Annotated in this window: 24 protein-coding genes and 1 pseudogene; 18 read left to right on the forward strand and 7 right to left on the reverse strand. The window is 72.7% G+C overall.

The window, feature by feature from the left end:
• The first annotated feature begins 332 nt into the window (after positions 1–332).
• From ACZ4XD_RS34655 to ACZ4XD_RS34665, 3 genes are all read left to right on the forward strand, one after another.
• Positions 333–1,931, forward strand: a complete 1,599-nt coding sequence (locus ACZ4XD_RS34655; protein WP_468048973.1) for an ABC-F family ATP-binding cassette domain-containing protein — start codon at positions 333–335, stop codon at positions 1,929–1,931.
• Between the two features lie 335 nt (positions 1,932–2,266).
• Positions 2,267–2,488 carry a helix-turn-helix domain-containing protein gene (locus tag ACZ4XD_RS34660; protein ID WP_006606369.1) on the forward strand — a complete coding sequence of 74 codons (222 nt, stop codon included), beginning with the start codon at positions 2,267–2,269 and terminating at the stop codon, positions 2,486–2,488.
• 113 nt (positions 2,489–2,601) lie between these two features.
• Positions 2,602–3,381 carry an enoyl-CoA hydratase/isomerase family protein gene (locus tag ACZ4XD_RS34665; protein WP_468048976.1) on the forward strand — a complete coding sequence of 260 codons (780 nt, stop codon included), beginning with the start codon at positions 2,602–2,604 and terminating at the stop codon, positions 3,379–3,381.
• A 70-nt stretch (positions 3,382–3,451) separates the two neighbouring features.
• Here the strand turns inward: ACZ4XD_RS34665 and ACZ4XD_RS34670 are convergent, their stop codons facing one another.
• Positions 3,452–4,186: a hypothetical protein gene (locus ACZ4XD_RS34670; RefSeq protein WP_468048980.1), complete on the reverse strand. Its 735-nt coding sequence runs from the start codon at positions 4,184–4,186 to the stop codon at positions 3,452–3,454.
• Between the two features lie 219 nt (positions 4,187–4,405).
• On the opposite strand from ACZ4XD_RS34670, the gene ACZ4XD_RS34675 reads away from it, so the two are divergent.
• Genes ACZ4XD_RS34675 through amaP form a run of 5 tightly spaced genes read left to right on the forward strand, consistent with a single transcriptional unit; the run spans position 4,406 to position 6,796 of the window.
• Positions 4,406–4,867: an Asp23/Gls24 family envelope stress response protein gene (locus ACZ4XD_RS34675; protein WP_468048982.1), complete on the forward strand. Its 462-nt coding sequence runs from the start codon at positions 4,406–4,408 to the stop codon at positions 4,865–4,867.
• A gap of 36 nt (positions 4,868–4,903) precedes the next feature.
• Positions 4,904–5,098 (forward strand): hypothetical protein, encoded by a 195-nt coding sequence (locus tag ACZ4XD_RS34680; RefSeq protein ID WP_468048984.1) that lies wholly within the window; start codon positions 4,904–4,906, stop codon positions 5,096–5,098.
• 6 nt (positions 5,099–5,104) lie between these two features.
• Complete coding sequence (locus ACZ4XD_RS34685; protein ID WP_468048986.1) at positions 5,105–5,497, forward strand: hypothetical protein; 393 nt, start codon at positions 5,105–5,107, stop codon at positions 5,495–5,497.
• Positions 5,494–6,183 carry a DUF6286 domain-containing protein gene (locus tag ACZ4XD_RS34690; RefSeq protein WP_468048988.1) on the forward strand — a complete coding sequence of 230 codons (690 nt, stop codon included), beginning with the start codon at positions 5,494–5,496 and terminating at the stop codon, positions 6,181–6,183. The genes ACZ4XD_RS34685 and ACZ4XD_RS34690 overlap by 4 nt, the downstream gene beginning before the upstream one ends.
• 7 nt (positions 6,184–6,190) lie before the next feature.
• A complete protein-coding gene (gene amaP / locus ACZ4XD_RS34695; RefSeq protein WP_468048990.1) occupies positions 6,191–6,796 on the forward strand; it encodes an alkaline shock response membrane anchor protein AmaP in 606 nt (201 codons plus the stop codon).
• Positions 6,797–6,838: 42 nt separating this feature from the next.
• On the opposite strand, the gene ACZ4XD_RS34700 is transcribed toward amaP, so the two are convergent.
• From ACZ4XD_RS34700 to ACZ4XD_RS34725, 6 genes are all read right to left on the reverse strand, one after another.
• On the reverse strand, positions 6,839–7,594 hold the full coding sequence (locus ACZ4XD_RS34700; protein WP_468048992.1) for an SDR family oxidoreductase: 756 nt from the start codon (positions 7,592–7,594) through the stop codon (positions 6,839–6,841).
• A 5-nt stretch (positions 7,595–7,599) separates the two neighbouring features.
• On the reverse strand, positions 7,600–9,384 hold the full coding sequence (locus tag ACZ4XD_RS34705; protein WP_468048994.1) for a glycoside hydrolase family 15 protein: 1,785 nt from the start codon (positions 9,382–9,384) through the stop codon (positions 7,600–7,602).
• A 55-nt stretch (positions 9,385–9,439) separates the two neighbouring features.
• Positions 9,440–10,384 (reverse strand): SURF1 family cytochrome oxidase biogenesis protein, encoded by a 945-nt coding sequence (locus ACZ4XD_RS34710; protein WP_468048996.1) that lies wholly within the window; start codon positions 10,382–10,384, stop codon positions 9,440–9,442.
• Between the two features lie 211 nt (positions 10,385–10,595).
• Entirely contained in the window at positions 10,596–10,829 is a 234-nt protein-coding gene (locus tag ACZ4XD_RS34715) for a hypothetical protein (protein ID WP_006606380.1), read from the reverse strand.
• 63 nt (positions 10,830–10,892) lie between these two features.
• Entirely contained in the window at positions 10,893–11,924 is a 1,032-nt protein-coding gene (locus ACZ4XD_RS34720; RefSeq protein WP_468049000.1) for a DEDDh family exonuclease, read from the reverse strand.
• A 417-nt stretch (positions 11,925–12,341) separates the two neighbouring features.
• Positions 12,342–12,974, reverse strand: coding sequence for a TetR/AcrR family transcriptional regulator (locus tag ACZ4XD_RS34725; protein ID WP_468049003.1), 633 nt, complete (start codon positions 12,972–12,974; stop codon positions 12,342–12,344).
• Between the two features lie 126 nt (positions 12,975–13,100).
• On the opposite strand from ACZ4XD_RS34725, the gene ACZ4XD_RS34730 reads away from it, so the two are divergent.
• The 10 genes and pseudogenes from ACZ4XD_RS34730 to ACZ4XD_RS34775 all read left to right on the forward strand — a co-directional run bounded on the left by ACZ4XD_RS34730 (position 13,101) and on the right by ACZ4XD_RS34775 (position 21,340).
• A complete protein-coding gene (locus tag ACZ4XD_RS34730) occupies positions 13,101–13,898 on the forward strand; it encodes an acetoacetate decarboxylase family protein (protein ID WP_468049006.1) in 798 nt (265 codons plus the stop codon).
• An 82-nt stretch (positions 13,899–13,980) separates the two neighbouring features.
• Positions 13,981–14,874, forward strand: coding sequence for an SDR family NAD(P)-dependent oxidoreductase (locus tag ACZ4XD_RS34735; RefSeq protein ID WP_468049008.1), 894 nt, complete (start codon positions 13,981–13,983; stop codon positions 14,872–14,874).
• A 105-nt stretch (positions 14,875–14,979) separates the two neighbouring features.
• Complete coding sequence (locus tag ACZ4XD_RS34740; protein ID WP_468049010.1) at positions 14,980–16,305, forward strand: amidohydrolase family protein; 1,326 nt, start codon at positions 14,980–14,982, stop codon at positions 16,303–16,305.
• Positions 16,302–17,528, forward strand: a complete 1,227-nt coding sequence (locus ACZ4XD_RS34745; protein ID WP_468049012.1) for an amidohydrolase family protein — start codon at positions 16,302–16,304, stop codon at positions 17,526–17,528. Before ACZ4XD_RS34740 ends, ACZ4XD_RS34745 begins: the two co-directional genes overlap by 4 nt.
• Before the next feature lie 78 nt (positions 17,529–17,606).
• Positions 17,607–17,834, forward strand: a complete 228-nt coding sequence (locus ACZ4XD_RS34750; protein ID WP_018091787.1) for a type II toxin-antitoxin system VapB family antitoxin — start codon at positions 17,607–17,609, stop codon at positions 17,832–17,834.
• Positions 17,831–18,241, forward strand: a complete 411-nt coding sequence (locus ACZ4XD_RS34755) for a PIN domain-containing protein (RefSeq protein ID WP_468049014.1) — start codon at positions 17,831–17,833, stop codon at positions 18,239–18,241. The genes ACZ4XD_RS34750 and ACZ4XD_RS34755 overlap by 4 nt, the downstream gene beginning before the upstream one ends.
• Before the next feature lie 86 nt (positions 18,242–18,327).
• Positions 18,328–19,239: a sterol desaturase family protein gene (locus ACZ4XD_RS34760; protein WP_468049017.1), complete on the forward strand. Its 912-nt coding sequence runs from the start codon at positions 18,328–18,330 to the stop codon at positions 19,237–19,239.
• On the forward strand, positions 19,236–19,943 hold the full coding sequence (locus ACZ4XD_RS34765; RefSeq protein WP_468049019.1) for a lysoplasmalogenase: 708 nt from the start codon (positions 19,236–19,238) through the stop codon (positions 19,941–19,943). The genes ACZ4XD_RS34760 and ACZ4XD_RS34765 overlap by 4 nt, the downstream gene beginning before the upstream one ends.
• 88 nt (positions 19,944–20,031) lie before the next feature.
• Positions 20,032–20,202, forward strand: a pseudogene (locus tag ACZ4XD_RS34770) (MerR family DNA-binding transcriptional regulator); the annotation flags it as partial.
• A 223-nt stretch (positions 20,203–20,425) separates the two neighbouring features.
• The gene (locus ACZ4XD_RS34775; protein WP_468049021.1) at positions 20,426–21,340 is read left to right on the forward strand and encodes a DinB family protein; all 915 of its coding nucleotides are present in this window, start codon (positions 20,426–20,428) and stop codon (positions 21,338–21,340) included.
• Positions 21,341–21,404 lie beyond the last annotated feature (64 nt).

The following is a 21,404-nucleotide window of genomic DNA, read 5'->3' on the forward strand; positions in this document are numbered from 1 at the left end:
CTGTGTTGTGGACTGCTTCGCTTTACGTCCACAACACAGGCCCCTCCGGCCCGTCACCGCACCCCGACAGCCCCGCGCAGCGGACCGGCCCGCCGCAGGCGCAACGGCGAGCAAGCCACAAACGTCGGCCGAGGCCAAGCGCAGCGGGTGGCGGGCGACAAACGGCGAGCAACACCCACGGCGGGAAAGCCAAAAACGTGGGCCGAGGCAGAGCGCAGCGGAGGAACGTTAGACTGCCCCCCATGGCAGTTCTCCCTTGGGTTCATTAGACGGCGCAGCTCGCCCTCGGACCGTCCGTCCAACCCGCCGTCCCTGACCCTGGAGCTTTTCCCGTGATCACCGCCTCCGGCCTTGAGCTGCGCGCCGGCGCCCGCATTCTCATCGAGTCCGCTTCCTTCCGTATCGCCAAGGGCGACCGCATCGGCCTGGTCGGCCGTAACGGCGCCGGCAAGACCACCCTCACCAAGGTGCTGGCGGGCGAGGGCATCCCCGCCTCCGGCACGGTCACCCGCGGCGGCCAGGTCGGCTATCTGCCGCAGGACCCGCGCACCGGCGACCTCGACGTGCTGGCCCGCGACCGCATCCTCTCCGCCCGCGATCTGGACACCGTGCTGCGCAAGATGCGCGAGAACGAGGACCGGATGGCCAACGGCAAGGGCGCCACCCGCGACAAGGCGATGAAGAAGTACGAGCGCCTGGAGACCGAGTTCCTGACCAAGGGCGGGTACGCCGCCGAGGCGGAGGCCGCGACCATCGCCGCCAGCCTCGGCCTGCCCGACCGCATCCTCGGCCAGCCGCTGCACACCCTCTCCGGTGGTCAGCGCCGCCGTGTCGAGCTGGCCCGGATCCTGTTCTCGGACTCCGACACCCTGCTGCTCGACGAGCCGACCAACCACCTCGACGCCGACTCCATCGTCTGGCTGCGCGACTACCTCAAGACCTACCGCGGCGGCTTCATCGTGATCTCCCACGATGTCGACCTGGTCGAGACCGTCGTCAACAAGGTCTTCTACCTGGACGCCAACCGGTCGCAGATCGACGTCTACAACATGGGCTGGAAGCTCTACCAGCAGCAGCGCGAGGCCGACGAGAAGCGCCGCAAGCGCGAGCGGGCGAACGCCGAGAAGAAGGCCGCGGCGCTCAACTCCCAGGCCGACAAGATGCGGGCCAAGGCCACCAAGACCGTCGCCGCGCAGAACATGGCCAAGCGCGCCGACAAGCTGCTGGCCGGCCTGGAGCAGGTGCGGGCCGCCGACAAGGTCGCCAAGCTGCGCTTCCCGGACCCGGCACCGTGCGGCAAGACCCCGCTCACCGCCGAGGGCCTGTCGAAGTCCTACGGCTCCCTGGAGATCTTCACCGACGTCGACCTGGCCATCGACAAGGGCTCCCGGGTCGTCATCCTCGGCCTCAACGGTGCGGGCAAGACCACCCTGCTGCGGCTGCTGGCCGGCGTCGAGACCCCGGACACCGGCGAGGTCCGCCCCGGTCACGGCCTCAAGCTCGGCTACTACGCCCAGGAGCACGAGACCCTGGACCCGGACCGCACGGTCCTGGAGAACATGCGCTCGGCCGCCCCGGACATGGACCTGGTCGCCATCCGCAAGACGCTGGGTTCCTTCCTCTTCTCCGGTGACGACGTCGACAAGCCCGCCGGGGTGCTCTCCGGCGGCGAGAAGACCCGGCTCGCCCTGGCGACGCTGGTCGTGTCCTCCGCCAATGTGCTGCTGCTCGACGAGCCCACCAACAACCTCGACCCGGCCAGCCGCGAGGAGATCCTCGGCGCGCTGCACACCTTCACGGGCGCGGTGGTCCTGGTGACGCACGACGAGGGCGCGGTGGACGCGCTGCAGCCGGAGCGCATCATCCTGCTGCCCGACGGCGTCGAGGACCTGTGGGGCCAGGACTACGCGGATCTGGTCGCGCTGGCCTGACCGCGGCGGATGGATCATGCCGTATGGATCATTCGGCCGACATGTGATCCATCATCTGAGTGAGAACGGCTCGTACACCGGCGAGTCTGCGGCCTACGGCCGGGTCCTTGGGGCCCGGCCGTCGCCTTTTCGGTCGCACACCACCTGACCTGCCACTTCTCGCGGGCGGCCGGAAGCGAGCGGCCTCGGAAACAGTCGGAATCAGGCATTCCGGCCCGTGTTTTCGGGCCTCCGCCGGCAAACGATGTCGTATCGACCTTGCGGAATGGGTGGCCAGGAAGCCGGGGAGGGGTGATCATGAGAGTCCAGAGCGCACTTCCCACGAGGAGGCACGGGTGGCCGAGACTCTGAAGAAGGGCAGCCGGGTAACCGGCGCCGCGCGCGAGAAGCTCGCGGCAGACCTGAAGAAGAAGTACGACTCCGGTGCGAGCATCCGGGCGCTGGCCGAGGAAACCGGCCGCTCCTATGGATTCGTGCACCGGATGCTCAGCGAATCCGGTGTGGTCCTGCGCGGTCGCGGCGGAGCCACGAGGGGCAAGAAGGCCGCATCGGCCTGACGGCCGCGACTCCGGGTGCAGCGGTGTCCCCCCGGTCGACCGAGCAGTCGACCGGGAGGTTACCGTTCAGTCACTTACGCACGCAGGTGCGGCTGGCTGACTCGGAGGCGCTCATGACTCTGCTCGACAAGGACGGTGTGCGACTCACCGTGGACGGTGCGATCGCCACGGTGACCCTCGCCAACGCGGCCAAGCGCAATGCGCAGTCGCCGGCCATGTGGCGGGCGCTTGCCGAAGCGGGTTCGCTGCTGCCGGGAAACGTACGGATCGCGGTGCTGCGTGGTGAGGGCAAGTCCTTCTCCGCGGGCCTCGACCGTCAGGCGTTCACGCCCGAAGGCTTCGACGGCGAGCCGTCCTTCATCGATCTGGCGCGCGGCTCCGACGAGGAGTTGGACGCCACGATCGCCGAGTACCAGGAAGCGTTCACCTGGTGGCGGCGCACTGATCTGGTGTCCATCGCCGCCGTGCAGGGGCATGCCATCGGGGCCGGCTTCCAGCTGGCGCTCGCCTGCGATCTGCGGGTGGTCGCGCCGGACGTCCAGTTCGCCATGCGCGAGACCAGCCTCGGGCTCGTACCGGACCTGACCGGTACCCATCCCCTGGTCGGGCTGGTGGGCTACGCCCGCGCGCTGGAGATCTGCGCCACCGGCCGCTTCGTGCACGCCGAGGAGGCCGAGCGGATCGGCCTCGCCAACCTCGTGGTGCCCGGCGATCAACTCGATGCCACGGTGGCCGACTTGGCGGCCGCGCTCACCGCCGCGCCGCGCGATGCCGTCATCGAGACCAAGGCCCTGCTGGCCGGTGCCGCGGGCCGTACGTACGAGGAGCAGCGCCGCGCCGAGCGGGCCGCCCAGGCGCGCCGGCTGCGCGACCTCGCGGGCGTGGGGGAGTAGCACCCGTACCGCGCCGTTCACCTGCCCGAGCTGCCCGGCCGCGCTCCCACGGCCCGGCCGGGCCGGCTCATCAGCTCCGGTCCACCGCCGTGACCAGCACCGCGACCGTCGAGACCGCGGGCGGCGCGGCCGCCACCGCCTGCCGTACGGCGCAGGCCACATCCAGCGCCCGGTGACCGGGCGCGGTCGCCAGCTGGATCAGCGCATGCCCGTCGGTGAGCCGCACCGGGCGGGACGGACCGCCGAGCACCGGCGCCAGCCGGGCCACGCCGGTGACGCCCCGCGCGACGGCGGCGACGCCTGCCGCGCCCTCCTGGGTGGCACCGGTCCGGTCACCCGCGGGCGTGGCGGGTGGCATGTCCCCTGGGGGAGCGGAACCGGCTGACGCATCTTCCGTCGTGGCCTCGTCCGCTTCCAGCAGGCCGCTGACCCGCAGATCCACCACGCCCACCACCAGCCCCAGCCCCTGGATCGACGCCTCCAGCAGCGCCGCGCGCACCTGGTCGGCGAGCACGGGCAGTGGCCGGTCGGCCACCGCGGCGAACTCCGCCTCGATGCGCAGCGGGCCGGGCGGCAGGGCGCTCGGCGGCGCCGGCACCGCCGGTTCCGGGGCCTGGCCGGGGTCGGCGACGGACAGCCGCAGCGAGCCGAGCCGGACACCGTCCGGTGTATCGGCGGACGCCCGCAGTGCCCCGGCGGCCGCCTGCTCGGTGATCCACGAGCCGTCCGCGGGCCCGCCGAGCGGCAGCAGCCGGCCGATCCCGAGCTGCGTGCGGACGGTCTGCGCCCACTGGTTCACGGCCACCGCGTCACCCCTTTCCCGGAAGGTCCCCGGACCGTCTCCGGACACGTCCGGACCACGCCCCCAGCCTGCCGCAGACCTGCCCGCACGGCAGGGCGGTGGGCCCGGCGGCGCCGTATGGAGCACTCGCCTGCCGCATCCCCGGAGCGGTCCGGAGACACCCGACCTACTGTGGGGAACGGAGCGGGCGGACCGCTTCTCCCCGCGGAAAGGGATACGGCGATGAGCGAGAGCCAGCAGCACGCAGAGGGGCCCAGGACGCCCGCAAAACGGGGCGGCGGCGACCCCGCGACCCGGGGGCGGACCACCATCGCCGACGGTGTCGTGGAGAAGATCGCCGGTCTGGCGGCCCGGGACGTCATCGGCGTGCATGCCATGGGCAGCGGCCTCGCCCGTACGCTCGGCGCCGTGCGGGACCGGGTGCCCGGCGGCGGCAGGGCCGCGACCGCGACCCGGGGAGTCAAGGCCGAGGTCGGCGAGGTGCAGACCGCGCTGGACCTGGAGATCGTGGTCGACTACGGCGTCGCCATCGCCGATGTCGCACGGTCGGTCCGGGAGAACGTCATCTCCGCCGTGGAGCGGATGACGGGCCTGGAGGTCGTCGAGGTCAATATCGCGGTCAGCGACGTCAAGCTGCCCGACGAAGCAGACGAAGAAGAGGAATCGGAGCCACGGATTCATTAGCCGGGCCCGTCCGGAGTGGCAGCGAAGGAGCGCGTGATGAGCATGGCCGTGGTCGGCCTCTTGGCCGGCATGGCGCTGGGCTTCGCCGGATACTTCGGCGGCTTCGGCGCCTTTGTCCTGGTGGCGGCGCTGGGCGCCATCGGGTTCGTGGCCGGCAGGTTCCTCGACGGGGACCTGGAAGCCGGCGATTTCTTCCGTCCGCGCGGCGGCGACCGCGAACGGCGGCGGTGAAGCCGGGTGGCGACGGTGTCCCCGGCCGCCGCTGCCACCGCCGTACCGGCGGGTGAGCGGGGCGCGACCAGAATCGCGGACCGGGTGGTGGCGAAGATCGCCGCACGGGCCGCCCGGGAGGCGCTGCGCGCGGAGTCCCCGCGCGCCCGTACGGACGCCCATGCGACGGTGACCGTGCACCGGCGCGACGACCGCCGGAACTTCGGTGAGGCACGGGTGCGGATCGCCGTGGAGCTGGGCTACCCCTCCGACATCGGCGCACAGTGCCGGGTGGTGCGCCGCCGGGTCACCGAGCGGGTGACGGAGCTGGCGAACATGACGGTGCCCGAGGTCGCGGTGGAGGTCGAGCGGCTGCACTCCCCGCTGCTGGACCGTACGGACCGCGGGAGGGTGCGATGAGCGACGAGGACGCGGAGCGGTCCGACACCCGGCGGCTGCCCACGCTCGACAAGACGCCGGACGGGGCGGCGGATAGGGCGGATGGGGCGGGCGGGGCCACGCCGTCCGGCGCGGAGACCCCGGCAACCGGCACCGCCGGTCACGACCGGGTGCGGCGCTTCCGGTCGGCCCGCCGGGTGCCGGCCGCGCTGGTCGCGCTGGTACTGCTGGCCGCCGCCGGCCTGTTGCTCTACGACGTGGCCGCGGTGCGCGCCGACCGCCCCGCGATGGCCTGGCGCCGGTGGCTGGCCCGCGAACTGGGCACCCGTCACCTCGACAACCCCTGGATCCTGGCCCCCGCCGCGCTGGCCATGGTGCTCGGCATCTGGCTCGTCGTCACGGCCGTCACGCCCGGACTGCGCCAGGTGCTGCCGATGCGGCCGGCGGCACCGGACATCCGGGCCGGGCTGGACCGTGCGGCCGCCGCGCTGGTGCTGCGCGACCGGGCCATGGAGGTCGCCGGTGTGCAGTCCGTACGGGTCGCCGTCAGCCGCCGTAAGGCCAAGACGCACGCCGTCTCGCACTTCCGCGAACTGGACGAGGTCCGCGCCGACCTCGACACCTCGCTCGGCGAGGGGCTGCGGCAGCTGGGCCTGGCACATGAGCTCCGCCTGACCGTGGACGTCCGGCGCCCGAAGAAGAGGTGAGCGAGCGATGCGCAGGGTCCGTGGCAGGGTCAACCGGGTGCTGCTCGGGCTGATCGGTGTGGTGCTGTTCGGCGTGGGCGGCCTGGTGCTGCTCGGCGGCCTCGACCTGCCCGCGAAATGGCAGCTCGGACTGCCCGCCGGCTGGCCCTGGTCCCGCCCCGGCCAGGTGCTGCTCCCCGCACGGCAGCGCACCCGCTGGACGGACCAGGGCTGGTGGTGGCCCGTCGTCATCGCCGCGCTCGCCGTCTTCGTGCTGCTGATGTTGTGGTGGCTGCTGACCCAGCTCCGCCGCCACCGGCTGAACGAGATCCTCGTCGACAGCGGCGACGGCGAGGGCGCCCAGCTGCGCGGCCGGGCGCTGGAGGCCGCCCTGACGGCCGAATCGGAGGCGCTGGAAGGCGTCGACGGGGCCGGGGTGCTGCTGACCGGCCGCCGGGGCGAACCGCATGTCCGGGCCGTGCTGGCGCTCGCCCCGCACGCCGACCCGGGGACCGTCGTCCGGCGGCTGTCGGACGAGGCGATGGCGCACGCCCGCCGCTCGGCCGGACTGGACCGGCTGCCGGCCGAGGTCCGGCTGCGCGCGGTCAAGCACCGGCCCGAGCGGGTCAGTTAGGGCGTCCGGGCGGGAGGCCAGGGGTCGCCGTCCGCCCCGTGTTCAGAACCCGTGCCGGGCCCCGCCGTCCACCGGCACCATCACCCCGTTGAGGTACGACGCGGCCGGCGACAGCAGGAAGGCGGCGGCGCGGCCGAACTCCTCCGGCCGTCCGTAGCGGCCCAGCGGGATCTCGGCGCAGTTGCGGGCGCGGGACCCCTCGGGGTCGCCGGAGCGCGCATCGAGCTGGGTCATCCGGTCGGTGGCGATCCGGCCGGGCAGCACGCCGAGCACGCGGATGCCGCGCGGCCCCAGCTCGTTGGCGAGCGACTTGGCGAAACCGGCGAGACCGGGGCGGAGCCCGTTGGAGATGGTCAGTCCGCCGATCGGCTCGTACACCGAGCCGGACAGGACAAAACCGATCACCCCGCCCTCCGGCAGCTCCGCGGCGGCCGCGCGGGCCAGCCGTACCGCGCCGAGGAAGACCGACTCGAAGGCCGACTGCCACTGCGCGTCGGTGTTGTCGGCGGCGGTGCCGGGCGCCGGGCCGCCCACGCTGATGAGCACGCCGTCCAGCCGGCCGAAGCGCTCCCGGGCCGCCGCCAGCAGGCGGCCGGGGGTCTCCGGGTCGGCGTTGTCGGCCGCGACGCCCAGGGCCCGCTCGCCGAGCGAGGCGGCCGCCGCGGCCGCGCTCTCCTCGGTGCGTCCGGTGAGCACGACCTGGGCGCCGTCGGCGACCAGTTCACGGGCGGTGGCGAAGCCGAGGCCACGGGTCGCCCCGGTGACGAGGTACGTCCGGTCGGTGAGTCCTAGATCCATGGCCCCTAGTGTGCCCGTGCCCCGTCCTGGAGACCGAAGGCGGTCCCCACCAGGCCGATATGGCTGAAGGCCTGCGGGAAGTTGCCCAGTTGGCGCCGGGCGGCCGGGTCGTACTCCTCGGAGAGCAGCCCCACGTCGTTGCGCAGTCCCAGCAGCCGTTCGAACATCTCCTGGGCCTCGGCCCGCCGGCCGCTCAGCTGCAAGGCGTCGACGAGCCAGAACGAGCAGGCCAGGAAGGTGCCCTCGCCGCCCGGCAGCCCATCGACGGAGACGCCCTCGGTGCTGTAACGGCGTACCAGGCCGTCGTGGGTCAGCTCTCGGCGCACCGTGTCGATGGTGGAGAGGACCCGCGGATCGTCCCCCGGCAGAAAGCCGACACGGGGGATCAGCAGGGTCGCGGCGTCCAGTTCGCTGGAGCCGTAGAACTGGGTGAAGGTGCCGCGGTCGGCGTCGTAGCCGCGCTCGCACACCTCGCGGCGGACCTCGTCGCGCATCGCCCGCCAGCGGTCGGCCTCCCCGCCGAACCTCGGATACGCCTCGGTCGCCCGCACCGCCCGGTCGGCCGCGACCCAGGCCATGACCTTGGAGTGCACGAAGTGCCGGCGCGGCCCGCGGATCTCCCACAGCCCCTCGTCGGGGTCGCGCCAGGTGGACTCCAGGTAGTCCACCAGCGCCCGCTGGATGCTCCAGGCGTGCTGTTCGGCGGGCAGCCCGGCCGAGCGGGCGATGTGGAAGGAGTCGAGGACCTCGCCGTAGACATCGAGCTGACGCTGCTCGACGGCGGCGTTGCCGATGCGTACGGGCGCGGAGTCGCAGTACCCGGTCAGCCACGGCAGCTCGGCCTCCGGCAGCCGCCGCTCGCCGGCCAGCCCGTACATGATCTGAAGGTCGTCGGGGGCGCCGGCCACCGCGCGCAGCAGCCAGTCCCGCCAGGCACCGGCCTCGTCCAGATATCCGGCGGAGAGCAGGGAGTTCAGGGTGAGGCTGGCGTCCCGCAGCCAGCAGTAGCGGTAGTCCCAGTTGCGTACGCCGCCCAGCTCCTCGGGCAGCGAGGTGGTGGGGGCCGCCACGATGCCGCCGGTGGGCGCGTAGGTGAGGGCCTTGAGGGTGATCAGCGAGCGCATCACGGCCTCGCGGTACGGACCCTTGTAGCGGCAGCGCGCGGACCAGGCGTGCCAGTCGTCCAGGGTGTCCTGGAGCGCCGTGAACGGTTCGATCTGGGTCGGCCGGGGCTCGTGCGAGGGGTGCCAGGTCAGCACGAACGCGGTGCGCGCGCCCGCGGCTACGGTGAAGTCCGAGCGGGTGCTGAAGTCCTTGCCGTAGGTGGTGCTTTCGGCCGGGGTGCGCAGCCACACCGAGTCCGGTCCGGCGATCGCCACCCGGCAGCCCTCGGTGGCGCGCACCCAGGGCACCACCCGCCCGTAGTCGAACCGCAGCCGCAGCACCCCGCGCATCTCGACGCTGCCGCTGAGGCCCTCGACGATCCGTACGAGGTCCGGCGCCCGGTCGCGCTGCGGCATGAAGTCGGTGACGCGCACGCTGCCGGTGGGGGTCTCCCAGACGGTGTCGAGGATCAGCGAATCGCCGCGGTAGGAGCGCTGGGCGCGGGCGTCGGGGGAGCAGGGGGCGAGCCCCCAGTGGCCGTTGTCCTTGCCGCCGAGGAGGGCGGCGAAACAGGCGCCGGAGTCGAAGCGCGGCAGGCACAGCCAGTCGATGGACCCGTCGCGGCCGACGAGTGCGGCGGTCTGAAGATCGCCGATGAGCGCATAGTCCTCGATACGTGGGTGCACTCAGCGCCCTTTCCCGTCCGGAAGGTGCGCTACGCGGTGGTGACGGCTGTCCGGGTTACGGGTTGGCCGGGGCCGGTGCCGCCTCGTCGCCGGCCGCCTCGGTTTCCCCGGAAGCGGCGGTCTCCTCGGAAGCGGCGGTTTCCTCGGAAGCGGCGGGTTCCGCGGAAGCGGCGGTTTCCGCGGTCCGCCCGCCGTCGCCCGCGGGCGCGGCGGCCCCGGCCTCCCGGGCCTCTTCGGCCTCCTTGGCCGCGGCCGCCATCCGGTCGCGGCGTTCACGGCGGACGAGGACGAGCCAGCCGACCGGCACCGCGGCGGCGAACAGCCACCACTGGACGGCGTAGGCCATGTGCGGGCCGATGGAGTCGTGGTCCGGCGCGGGGACCGGCTCCGGGGTGTTGCCGGCCGGCTTCGGCGCGGTCTGCTCGATATAGCCGCCGAGCATCGTCCTGCCGGTCCGCTTCGCCTGCTCCGCGCTGTTGATCAGCATGACCTGGCGGGCGGGCAGGCCCTTGGTGTTCTTGATGCCGCTGGCTGCGGTGGTCTCGTCGGCCATCATCCGGCCGGTGACGGTGACCTTGCCCCGGGGGGCGGCCGGGACGTCCGGGAACTTGGTCAGGTCGTTGCCGGCCGAGACCCAGCCGCGGTTGACCAGCACGGCCCGGCCGTTGCCGAGGACCAGCGGGGTCACCACGTAATAGCCGATGCTCTGCTCGTCGGCGGCGGTGCGCTGGCGGACCACGACCTCGTGGGCGGTGTCGTAGGTGCCGGTGGCGGTGACCGTGCGCCACATGTCGCGCCTTGGCAGCTCGCGGCCCGGTGCGGCCAGCGTGGTGACCGGAACCGGGTCGGCGGCCAGGCTGCGCGCGATCAGCTGGTTCTGCGCCACCTTGTGCTGATGGCGGTGGAGCTGCCAGTAGCCCAGCTTGATCATGACGGGGATCAGCACAAGACCCACGAGGGTGAGGATCACCCACTGCCGGGACAACAGGAAGCGGTACACGGCTTCGACGGTACCTGGGGCGCCGGGACCGCCGAGCCGGGGGTCCCCCTGGGGGTACCGCCCGGTTCCCGCGGGGGAGGCAGCCGGGGGCCGGGCCGGGTCAGCCCGCGCCGGTCCGGGTCCGCCTGCGCCGGTCCGGTGGGCGGTCCCGGTGGCCGGTCCGGTGGCCGGGCAGATGGCCGCCCCGGTGCAGACCCTGTGCGGACCCGGTTCAGACCCGGTCGACGATGCCCACTCTGCCGTCCGAGCGGGCGCAGTGCGCGCCGCAGTACCACTTCTGGTCGGCCTCGACGCCCTGCCCGATGATCTGGCAGCGGCAGTGCTCACAGATCGGCGCCATGCGGTGGATGGCGCAGGCGAAGCAGTCGAAGACGTGCACCGCGCCCTGCGCGTGCACCTCGAACGTCATGCCGTATTCGTTTCCGCAGACCTCACAACGTGCCATGCGCCACAGCGTGCGGGCGCCGCCCGCGCGCGGCGCGGTGCCGACGGGTGTGTTGGGCGGGCTTCACCCGGACGCAGGCGCCGGGGCCACATCCTGGAGCAGCTGCATGAAGGCAGCCTCGTCGATGACGACCGTGCCGAACGAGGCGGCCTTGGCGGTCTTCGAGGTCCGGGCGTCGGGGTCGTTGGTCACCAGCAGGCTGGTCAGCCGGGACACGCTCGTGGCGACATGCAGCCCCGCCTCGATCGCCCGGTCCTCCAGCAGCTCACGGTCCACGGAGGTGTCACCCGAGAAGGCGACCCGCATCCCCTGGACCAGCCGGCCGCCGGACTCGTAACGCCCCGGGTTGGGGTACGGGCACGCCGGGCGCTTACGGGACGGCCGCCAGGACGTGGGGCGGTAGGACGCGGCGGCGGCACGCTGCCGGGGCGCGGGGGTGTCCGACCACTCCGTCAGCGGCTGGCAGGTCAGCAGTGGCAGCCGCAGATTCTCCTGGGCGGCGCGCCGCAGACTGGGACGGAACGCCTCGGCCAGCACCCGGGCGTCATCCAGCGCGTGGTGGGCGCGCTCCTGCACCACGCCGTAATGGGCGGCGAGGGACTCCAGCTTGTGGTTGGGCAGCGGCAGCCGCAGTTCCTTGGACAGGGCGATGGTGCACAGCCGCTGCTGCACCGGGGCGGTCGCCGCGGCGCGGGCGTACTCGCGGGCGATCATCGACCAGTCGAACATCGCGTTGTGCGCGACCAGCACCCGGTCCGCCAGACGCCGGGACAGCTCCGGGACGATCTCCGGGAAGAGCGGGGCATCGGCGAGCACGGCGCTCGTGAGCCCGTGGATCCAGACCGGCCCGGGGTCCCGCTGCGGGTTGACGAGGGTGTACCAGTGGTCCTGGACCTCGCCCTGGGCGTCGAGTTGATACACGGCTGCCGAGATGATCCGGTCGTCGCGGGCCAGGCCCGTGGTCTCCACGTCGACCACCGCGTACCCCTGGGGATACGCGGCCGGCCAGGGAGCCGGCGGCGTCTGCGGGCCCGGCTGCTGCCCGATCTTCGGCGCGATCGGGTCGGCGGCTGCTGCCATGTGGTCTTCGAGCATGGTCCCTGAGGATACGGGCCACCACTGACAGCCACCGAACCGCATCGGAACACCCGGGAGGGACATATACCTGGCGCCCCTGCAGTTCGCGGGTGGGCGGGAGAGTTGACGGGGTGCCGGGGTGCTCTCCTGACCCGCCCACCCCCCGAAGGGGGGTGGGCGGCGGGGAAAAAACAGCAGGCCTGCGCGGCGGGGAAAAAACAGCAGGCCCCCCGTAACGGCCGCCCAACACCGCCCGAATAAAGGGCGCATACGGAAACCCGCGCAAGAAAGCAGACAAAAGCCCCTCCCGCAGGTGTCGGCGAGAACCACACGAACGGGCGGCGGGCGGCCCGGCCAACGCCGCCACCACGCGAAACCCGTCGCTGAGCGGGTCTCAAGCCGCCCAAGGCCACCGCCCGCCCACCTCGCCCCCGTTCAGGAGCCGGCCGCCCCCGCGGAGAGCAGGGAGCTCACCACCGCCTCCAGCGAGACCGTGAACAGTCGCCCGGTGTCGGCGGGGCCGGCCAGTGCGCGGGCCAGGGCCGGGTCGTGTTCGGCGGTGGGGGAGTCCCACAGCTCGCCCTCGCTCGGATGCTGTTCGGGGGACCGCTCGCGGTTGCGCTCGACCAGGACGAAGCCGACGACCTGGAACTGGACCGCCCGCACCGCCTCGGCGGCCGTCTCGCCGCGCAGTCCGGCGGCGTGCATCTCATGGACCAGCGCCTGCTGCGCCGGCAGGAACATCCGCTCCGTCAGGCCGCGTTCGTGCACCATCGCGATCAGCTGCGGGCGCTCGCGCAGCGCCGAATGCAGTGCGCGGGCGACCGAGACGATGCGGGCGTGCGGGGTCTCCCCGGTGGGGTGGATCTCGCCCATCTCCCGGACGGTGCGCTCGACGAGGGCGTCCAGCAGCGACTCGCGGTTGCCGACGTGCCAGTAGATGGAGGTGACGGCGGTGCCCAGTTCCGTGGCGAGGCGGCGCATGGTCAGCGCGCCGGGGCCGTCCGCGCGCACCAGCCGGGCGGCGGTCGTCAGGACCTCTTCGCTGGTCAGCGCGGTACGTGTCATATTCCCCCACTATCCCTCAACTCCCGTGCGCACACAGCCCTTTACCCTTCATCCCGCTCGGTGTAACAGTGTTACAGACGCCTCGCACGACCCTCGCAAGTCACCGATGACGAAGGGTGGTACGCCATGGCACGCATACGCTACGGAGCGCGCACCGCGGCGGAGATCACCGCGGCACGCACCGCGAGCTCCAAGCTCCCCGAGATCTGGTCCACCGGTGTGGTCGCCGTGTGGGAGAGCGACCCGGACGCGGTCGCGGCCGTGCTGCCGCCGCCCCTCGAACCCACCGGACGCCCGCTGGTCCGGGCCACCATCAGCAAGGTCGAGCTCCCCGGTTACCCCCTGGGCGCGGGCTCGGTCGCCGTCGCCGCCGCCCACCGCGGCGTCGAGGGCTGGTATCCGCTCGTCATGCCGATGACCCATGAGCGGGCCCTGACCGGCGGGCGGGAGGTCTTCGGCGAACCGAAGAAACTGGGCGAGGTCACCGTCGACCGCGACGGACCGGTCGTCCGTGCCGCGCTCGCCCGGCACGGCATCGCCTTCGTCGAGGTACGCGGCGCGGTGAGCGGACCGCTGCCGGTCCCCGAGCCCGTCCGGAAGACCGACTTCTACTTCAAGTTCCTGCCCGCGGTGGACGGTTCGGGCCTCGACCTCGACCCGGTGCTGGTGCACTGCCTGCGCCACGAGAAGGTCCGCAGGCTGGAGCGGATCACCGGCGATGTCGTCCTGCGCGAGTCGATGTACGACCCCGTCGCCGACCTTCCCGTACACACCCTCGTCGAGCTCACCCTCGGCGAGAAGACCAGCGACCAGCAGGGCCGGGTCGTCGAGCGGGTCAGCGCCGAGTCCCTGCTGCCGTACATCCACCAGCGCTACGACGATCCGCAGCAGCTCCTCGACGCACCGCCCGGGGGGAGTGCCTGATGCCCGTCCTGCCCGGAGAGCGACGCCGGACCACCCGGCCGGAGAAGCGGCCGTCCCGAGTGGCACGGAGCGGGGAGCGGGCATGGAGCTGACAGCGGGACAGGTCGCGGTCGTCACCGGCGCCGCGAGCGGGATCGGCCTGGCCATGGCGCGCCGCTTCGCCGCGGAGGGGCTGCGGGTGGTCCTCGCGGACGTCGAGGAGGAGCCGCTGCGGGCCGCCGCCGATGAGCTGGCCGCGGACGGCGCCCGGGTGCTGGCGCGCACCGTGGACGTCGGGGTGCGTGAGGAGGTCGCCGCCCTCGCCGACGCCGCGTACGACGCCTTCGGCGCCGTCCATCTGCTGTGCAACAACGCGGGGGTGGGCTCCGGCGCCGAGGGGCGGATGTGGGAGCACGAACCCAACGACTGGGCCTGGGCGTTCGCGGTGAACGTCTGGGGGGTCTTCCACGGCATCCAGTGCTTCGTTCCCCGGATGCTGGCGGGCGGCGGGCCCGGCCATGTCGTCAACACCTCCTCGACGGACGGCGGCGTCGCCCCGCTGCCCACCGCGTCCGTCTACGCCGTCACCAAGGCGGCCGTGGTGACCATGACCGAATCGCTCTACGCCCACCTCAGGGCCGAGGGTGCCCCCATCGGCGCCTCGGTGCTCTTCCCCGGCCCGCACATGCTCCGCACCGGCCTGTGGGAGTCGCACCGCAACCGGCCCGCGCGCTACGCCAAATCCCGGCCGCGCCGTACGCCGTACCGCAGCCTGGCGCAGTGGGAGGCGGCCATGAAGGAGGCCGGGAAGGAGGTCGCCTTCACCCCCGTGGAGGACGTCGCCGCGCAGGTCGTGGACGGCGTCCGGGCGGACCGCTTCTGGCTGCTGCCGCCCGCCGCGCACACCGACGCGCAGATCCGGGCGCGGTCCGCCTCGATGCTCGGCCGCACCGCCCCCGACTACCTGGAGCACTTCATCCTCGACCCGGACGACTGAGGGAGGTTTGCCATGACGGACCCACAGCGCCCTATGGACCCACAGCGCCCTATGGACCCACAGCGCCCTATGGACCCACAGCGCCCTATGGACCCACAGGGCCCTATGGACCCACAGGCCCCCGCGGACCGGCCGGACGCCACCCGTCCCGGCCCGGACGAGCCGTACCTGATCATCTCCTCCGACTGCCACGCCGGGCTCCCCACCGAGGAGTACCGCCCCTACCTGGAGGCCCGCTTCCACCGCGCCTTCGACACGTTCCTCGGCGAACGGGACGCCCGCCGCGCGGCGGCCACCCGCCTGGGAATCCGCAACGAGGCCTTCGCCACCCGGTGGTTCCAGGACCACGAGGAGGGCCTGCGCGGCGGCTGGGACCCCGCACAGCGCCTGAAGGAACTCGACGGCGACGGGGTGGCGGCGGAGGTCGTCTTCCCGGACGCGGATGCCGTCGACAGCGGCACCGCGGCCCCCTTCGGCGTCGGCCTCGGCCTCTCCGGCGACCAGGACCCGGACCTCGGCATGGCAGGTGCCCGGGCCCACAACCGCTGGCTCGCCGACTTCGTCTCCGGGCACCCCGAACGGCACTGCGGAGTGGCCCTGTTGCCGGTCACCGCCGACACCGGCCGGGTCGTGGCCGAGATACACCGCGCCAAGGAGTCCGGGCTCGGTGCCCTGATGATCCCGTCCATGTGGGTCGACAAGGAGCCGTACCACGACCGCCGTTACGACCCGGTGTGGGCGGCGGCCGCCGAGTGCGCGATGCCGGTACTGACCCACTCCGGGGCCGCACCCCGCCACGAGTACGGCGACCACCTCGGGATCTATGTCTCCGAGGTGACCTGGTGGCCCGCCCGCCCCCTGTGGTTCCTGCTCTGGTCCGGGGTCTTCGAACGCCACCCCGGCCTGCGCTTCGGCATCGCCGAATCCGGCTGCTGGTGGCTCCCCAACCTGCTGTGGTTCATGGACCGCCTCTACCTGGGCGCGCACGGCGGCAAGAAGCTCTCCCCGTTCGCCGCCCTCAAGCGTCCGCCGCACGAGTACCTGGACCGGCAGGTCTTCGTCTGTGCCACCAACACCAAACGCCGGGAACTCGCCCAGCGATACGAGATCGGCGTCGACAACATCCTCTGGGGCAGCGACTTCCCGCACCCCGAAGGCACCTGGCCGGACACCCGCGGCTGGCTGACGAAGACCTTCCATGACATTCCGGTCGCCGAGACCCGCCGCATGCTCGGCCTGTCCGCCGCCGAGGCGTTCGGCTTCGACACCGCGCGGCTGGCCCCGCTGGCCCGCCGTATCGGCCCCACCCCGGCGGAACTCGGCCAGAGCGCCGACCAGCCGGCGGTCGAGGCCTCCTGGGCCCGCTCCCGCGAGGTGGGCCGCCACTGGCTGACCGACCACGACTTCCCGGTACTGGGGGCGCAGCAATGACCGACGACCGCTACACCGTGATCTCCGCCGACTGCCACGCCGGCGCCGATCTGCTCGACTACCGGCCCTACTTGGAGTCCCGGTACCACGACGACTTCGACGCCTGGGCGGCGTCCTACGTCAACCCGCACGAGGATCTGCTCGCCGACACCGCCGACCGCAACTGGAACTCCGCCCGCCGCCTGGCCGAAATGGAGGCCGACGGCATCGTCGCCGAGGTCGTCTTCCCGAACACCATCCCCCCGTTCTTCCCGAGCGCCGCCCTCATGGCCCCCGCGCCCAGCGGCACGGAGTTCGAGCAGCGCTGGGCGGGTCTGCGCGCCCACAACCGCTGGCTCGCCGACTTCTGCGCCGAGGCCCCCGGCCGCCGGGCCGGCGTCGCCCAGATCCTCCTGAACGATGTCGACGCGGCCGTACGGGAAGTCCGCCGCACCAAGGAAGCCGGCCTGACCGGCGGCATCATGCTCCCCGGCACCCCGCCCGGCTCCGGCCTCCCCGAGCTCCACTCCACGTACTACGACCCCCTCTGGGCGGTCTGCGCGGAACTGGACGTGCCGGTGAACCACCACGGCGGCTCGGCCTCCCCGCCGCTCGGTGACGAACCCGCGGCCCGCGCCGTCTTCATGGTCGAGACGACCTGGTTCTCCCACCGGGCCCTGTGGCACCTGATCTTCGGCGGCGTCTTCCACCGCCATCCCGGTCTCCGCCTGGTCCTCACCGAACAGGGCTCCGGCTGGATCCCCGGCGTCCTGGACATGCTGGACTACTACCACGGGCGGCTGGTCGCGGCGTCCCGGGCGGCCACCGCCGAAGCCAAGTTCGGCGTCGGCCTGGCCGCGGCCATGGGCGACTCCCCGGCCGGAATCTGGCGCGACCACTGCTTCGTCGGCGCCAGCTTCATGCGCCCGCACGAGGTCCCGCTGCGCCACCGCATCGGCCTCGACAAGATCATGTGGGGCAGCGACTACCCCCACGACGAAGGCACCCACCCGCACTCCCGCGAGGCCCTCCGCCTCGCCTACGCGGACGTCCCGCCCGACGAGACCGCCGCCATGCTCGGCACCAACGCCGCCCGCGTCTACGGCTTCGACCTCGCCCGCCTCGCCCCCCTCGCCGCCCGCGTCGGCCCCAGGGTCACCGACATCGCCGAGCCCCTGGAGAAGATCCCCCCGGACGCCACCAGCCCGGCGTTCGCCCGGGGTGGGTCGGTGCGGGTGTGGTGAGGGGGGCGGGGCTCTGCGCCCTCCCGGCGACGGGCGTATATATGTGATACCTTTGCGTATATACGTGAGGGAGTGGTCATGACCAAGATGCTCATCGACATCGACGACGAGGCCCTTGCCGCGGCCCAAGAGGCATTCGGCACCAGCACCAAGAAGGACACGGTCAACACGGCGCTGATCGAAGCCGCTGCTCGTATACGGCGGGCTCAGGCTCTCGCGGAGTCGCGCCGCCTCGCGCAAGACGGCGCCATCGACCTCGACCTGCTCATGGACAAGCGCAACTACCGCCCCAGGCCGGGACAGTGATCGCGGCCAGGTTCCTCGCCGACACTTCGGCTGCCGCGCGCTTCCTGGTCAAAGGGGCTGACCGCTACGGCTGGAGCGAGCAGCTCCAGTCCGGAGTGGTGGGCCTGTGTGACCTGACCGAACTGGAGCTGGGCTTCAGTGCTCGGTCGCTCGCCGACCGCGACGCTCTGATGGCCGCACTGTCCGGCTACTACGTGTGGTGCCCCGTCCCTGACGGGGCCCACCGGAGGGCCCGGGAGGTCCAGCGGCTGCTCACTGAGCGCGGCGGGCACCGCAGCGCCGGTCCGGTGGATCTCGTCGTCGCCGCGACGGCCGAGCTCCTGGGGCTGACGTTGGTGCATTGCGATCACGACTTCGAGGTCATCGCCACCGTCAGCGGCCAGTCGACCCACATGATCAGCCCCTGAAGTGTCCCCAGCTGACGGCCCGTCTTACATACTTCTCAGTAACAACCCCTAGCGGCACGCCCGTCAACGCCTTTATGGTGCGGAACATGCCGCACCTGCCCGATGTCGTGTTGTGGTCCGTACCGGCCTTCGTCCTGCTCACCGTGGTGGAGATGGTGAGCTATCGCCTGCATCCTGACGAGGACGCGGAGGGCTACGAGGCGAAGGACGCCGCCACCAGCGTCGGCATGGGGCTCGGGAGCCTCGTGTTCGACGCGCTGTGGAAGATACCGATCGTGGCGATCTACGCCGCGATCTACGAACTCACCCCGCTGCGGGTGCCCGTGCTGTGGTGGACGCTGCTCCTGATGCTGCTCGCACAGGACTTCTTCTACTACTGGTCGCACCGCGGCCACCACGTCATCCGCGTCCTGTGGGCCTGCCACGTGGTGCACCACTCCAGCAAGAAGTTCAACCTCACCACCGCGCTGCGGCAGCCCTGGACGACCTGGACCGTGTGGCCGTTCTACGTCCCGATGGTCGCCCTCGGCGTCCACCCGGCCGTGATCGCCTTCACCTCCGGGGTCAACCTCGTCTACCAGTTCTGGGTGCACACCGAGCGGATCGACAAGCTGCCCCGGCCCTTCGAGTTCGTGCTCAACACCCCGTCGCACCACCGCGTCCACCACGCCTCACAGGGCGGCTACCTCGACCGCAACTTCGGCGGGATCCTGATCATCTGGGACCGGATGTTCGGCTCGTTCGTCGCGGAGACCGAGCGGCCGGTCTACGGGCTCACCAAGAACATCGAGACCTTCAACCCGCTGCGGGTGGCCACCCATGAGTACGCCGCCATCGCGCGCGACATACGGTCCGCGGACAGCTGGCGCGAGCGCGCCGGCCGGGTGTTCCGCGGCCCGGGCTGGCAGCCGGCCGAGCGGGCCGTCGCGTCGAAGGCCCCGAAGGACGGCCCGGCCGGGAACCGGGCGCCCGCCTCCGTCGAGGAGCCGGCCGCGTGACGGCACGGTGGCCGCGGGCCGTATCACCGCTGCTGTGGGCGTTCGCCCTGCTGAGCGTCGTGCACCTCGGGGCACTGCTGGCGGGCGTCCTGCCCGTCGTACAGCTCACCAAGCCCGTGCTGATGCCGGTGCTCGCCGGCTATGCGCTGGCGCGCGGCGGCCCCCCGCTGCTCGCCGGTGCGCTCCTCTTCGGCTGTGGCGGCGACACCTTCCTCCAGATCGGCGGGGATATCGCCTTCCTGGTGGGGATGGGCTCGTTCGCCGCGGGACATATCTGCTATCTGCTGCTGTTCGCCCGGTACGGGGCGGCTCCCGCGGGCGGCCGACGGGGACCGGCCGTGGCGGCCGGTGCCGCGTACGCCGTGCTGCTGGCCGGCACGGTGGTGCTCCTGTGGCCGGACCTCCCGGCGGAGCTGCGGATCCCGGTCGCCGGGTACAGCCTGCTGCTCACCGCGATGGCGTTCGGCGCGCTCCGGGCGGGCCCGTGGGCGGCGGCCGGAGGGCTGCTGTTCCTGCTCTCCGACACCTTGATCGCCAGCGGTATCGCGCACTGGCCGCAGCTCCCGGCCCCGCAGTTCTGGATCATGCTCACCTATGCCGCGGCCCAGTGGGCGCTGGCCGACGGGGTGCTGCGGTCCGCCACCACGGCTCCGCGGCCCACCGCACGGCAGGCGCGGGAGCTGCGGGCGGCGGGCGCACCGTAAGCCGCCGAGGGCCTTCCGGCGGGCCGGTGCGCCCCCCGTAAGCCCTCGGCTTGAGTCTCCCTCCGGGGGAGACCCGACAGTGGACGGCATGAACGAGGACGGCACGGGTCTGCTCACCATCGGCGAACTGGCACGGCTGACCGGTGTTCCGGTCAAGACCATCCGCAATTGGTCGGACCAGGACCTGCTGCCGCCCGCCGCCCGCACCCCCGCGGGCTACCGGCTCTACGGCCCGGACGCCCCGGCCCGCCTGGAGATCGTGCGCAGCCTGCGCGAGCTGGGCATCGGGCTGGCGGCCATCCGGTCCGTACTGCGCCGCGAGCGCACGGTCGCCGAGACGGCGGCGCAGTGGGCGGACGCGCTGGACGCGCAGATCCTCCCCCAAGCTCTTAAGGAGCAGGGGGGACCCCCATCTGCGGCTCCGGTCCGCGGTGCTGCGCTCGGTGGCCGCGCGGGGCAGCGCAGCAGAGGAGCTGCCGTACATGACCGAACTGGCCCGTCTGTCGGCCCGGGAACGCCGCCTGATCATCACGGACTTCGTCGAGGACGCCCTCGACGGGGTGGACGCTCCCGCCTACCGCAGCGGCCTGCTGGCCGCCACCCCCGACCTGCCCGACGACCCCACCCCCGAGCAGATCGGCGCCTGGCTCGAACTGGCCGCCCTGGTCCGCGAACCGGAACTACGGACGGCATTGCGCCGGCTGGCCGAGTACAGCGCGCGTACGGCGGGGGAGGCAGGGGCGGCGGGGGAGCCGGACGCTCCGGGGGACTCGCAGGCAGGGGAGCCGGACGCCACGAGCGAGCCGCCCGCCCCGAGAGACACCCGCTCCCCCCGGCCTCCGGACCCGGCCGCGGATGAGCAAGCAGCCCTCCGCGTCGCCGAGTTGATGCGGATACGCGGTGAGGCGGCCGTCGCGGCCGGTATCGCCCCGGACTCCCCGGCCGCCGAGCCCGTCCTCGCCGAACTGGTCGCCGCCTGGCTCCCCACCCAGACCGGCACCGCCGACCCGCCCAGCCCGCGCGCCGACCACACCGCCGACCACCTCGGCGACGACCACCGCACCGCCTTCGCGGCCTCGGTACGCGCCGCCCGCACCGCCTTCACCGGCAGCGGGATGCTGCACCGCACCTACGGCCCCTATCAGGCACCCGGCGCGATGATCGTCCAGCAGGTCGTGGTCGAACTGCTCGCACACGGCTGGGACTTGGCACGGGCGACCGGCGCGCCGACCGGACTGGCGCCGGAGGCCGCCGAGGAGACCCTGGCCGCGGCCCGCCGGATCTACGGCGCGGCGCCGCGCACCGAGGGCAGCTCGTTCGCCCCGGAGCGCCCCGCTCCGCCCGGCGCGGGCACCACCGACCGGCTGGCGGCCTTCCTCGGCCGCGAACCGGCCTGACCGGCCCCACCGGACCGCTCCCGGAAGGCGGAAAGAGGGCCGGGTGATGATCACCCGGCCCTCT

This window comes from Streptomyces sp. NPDC029466, assembly GCF_055574515.1.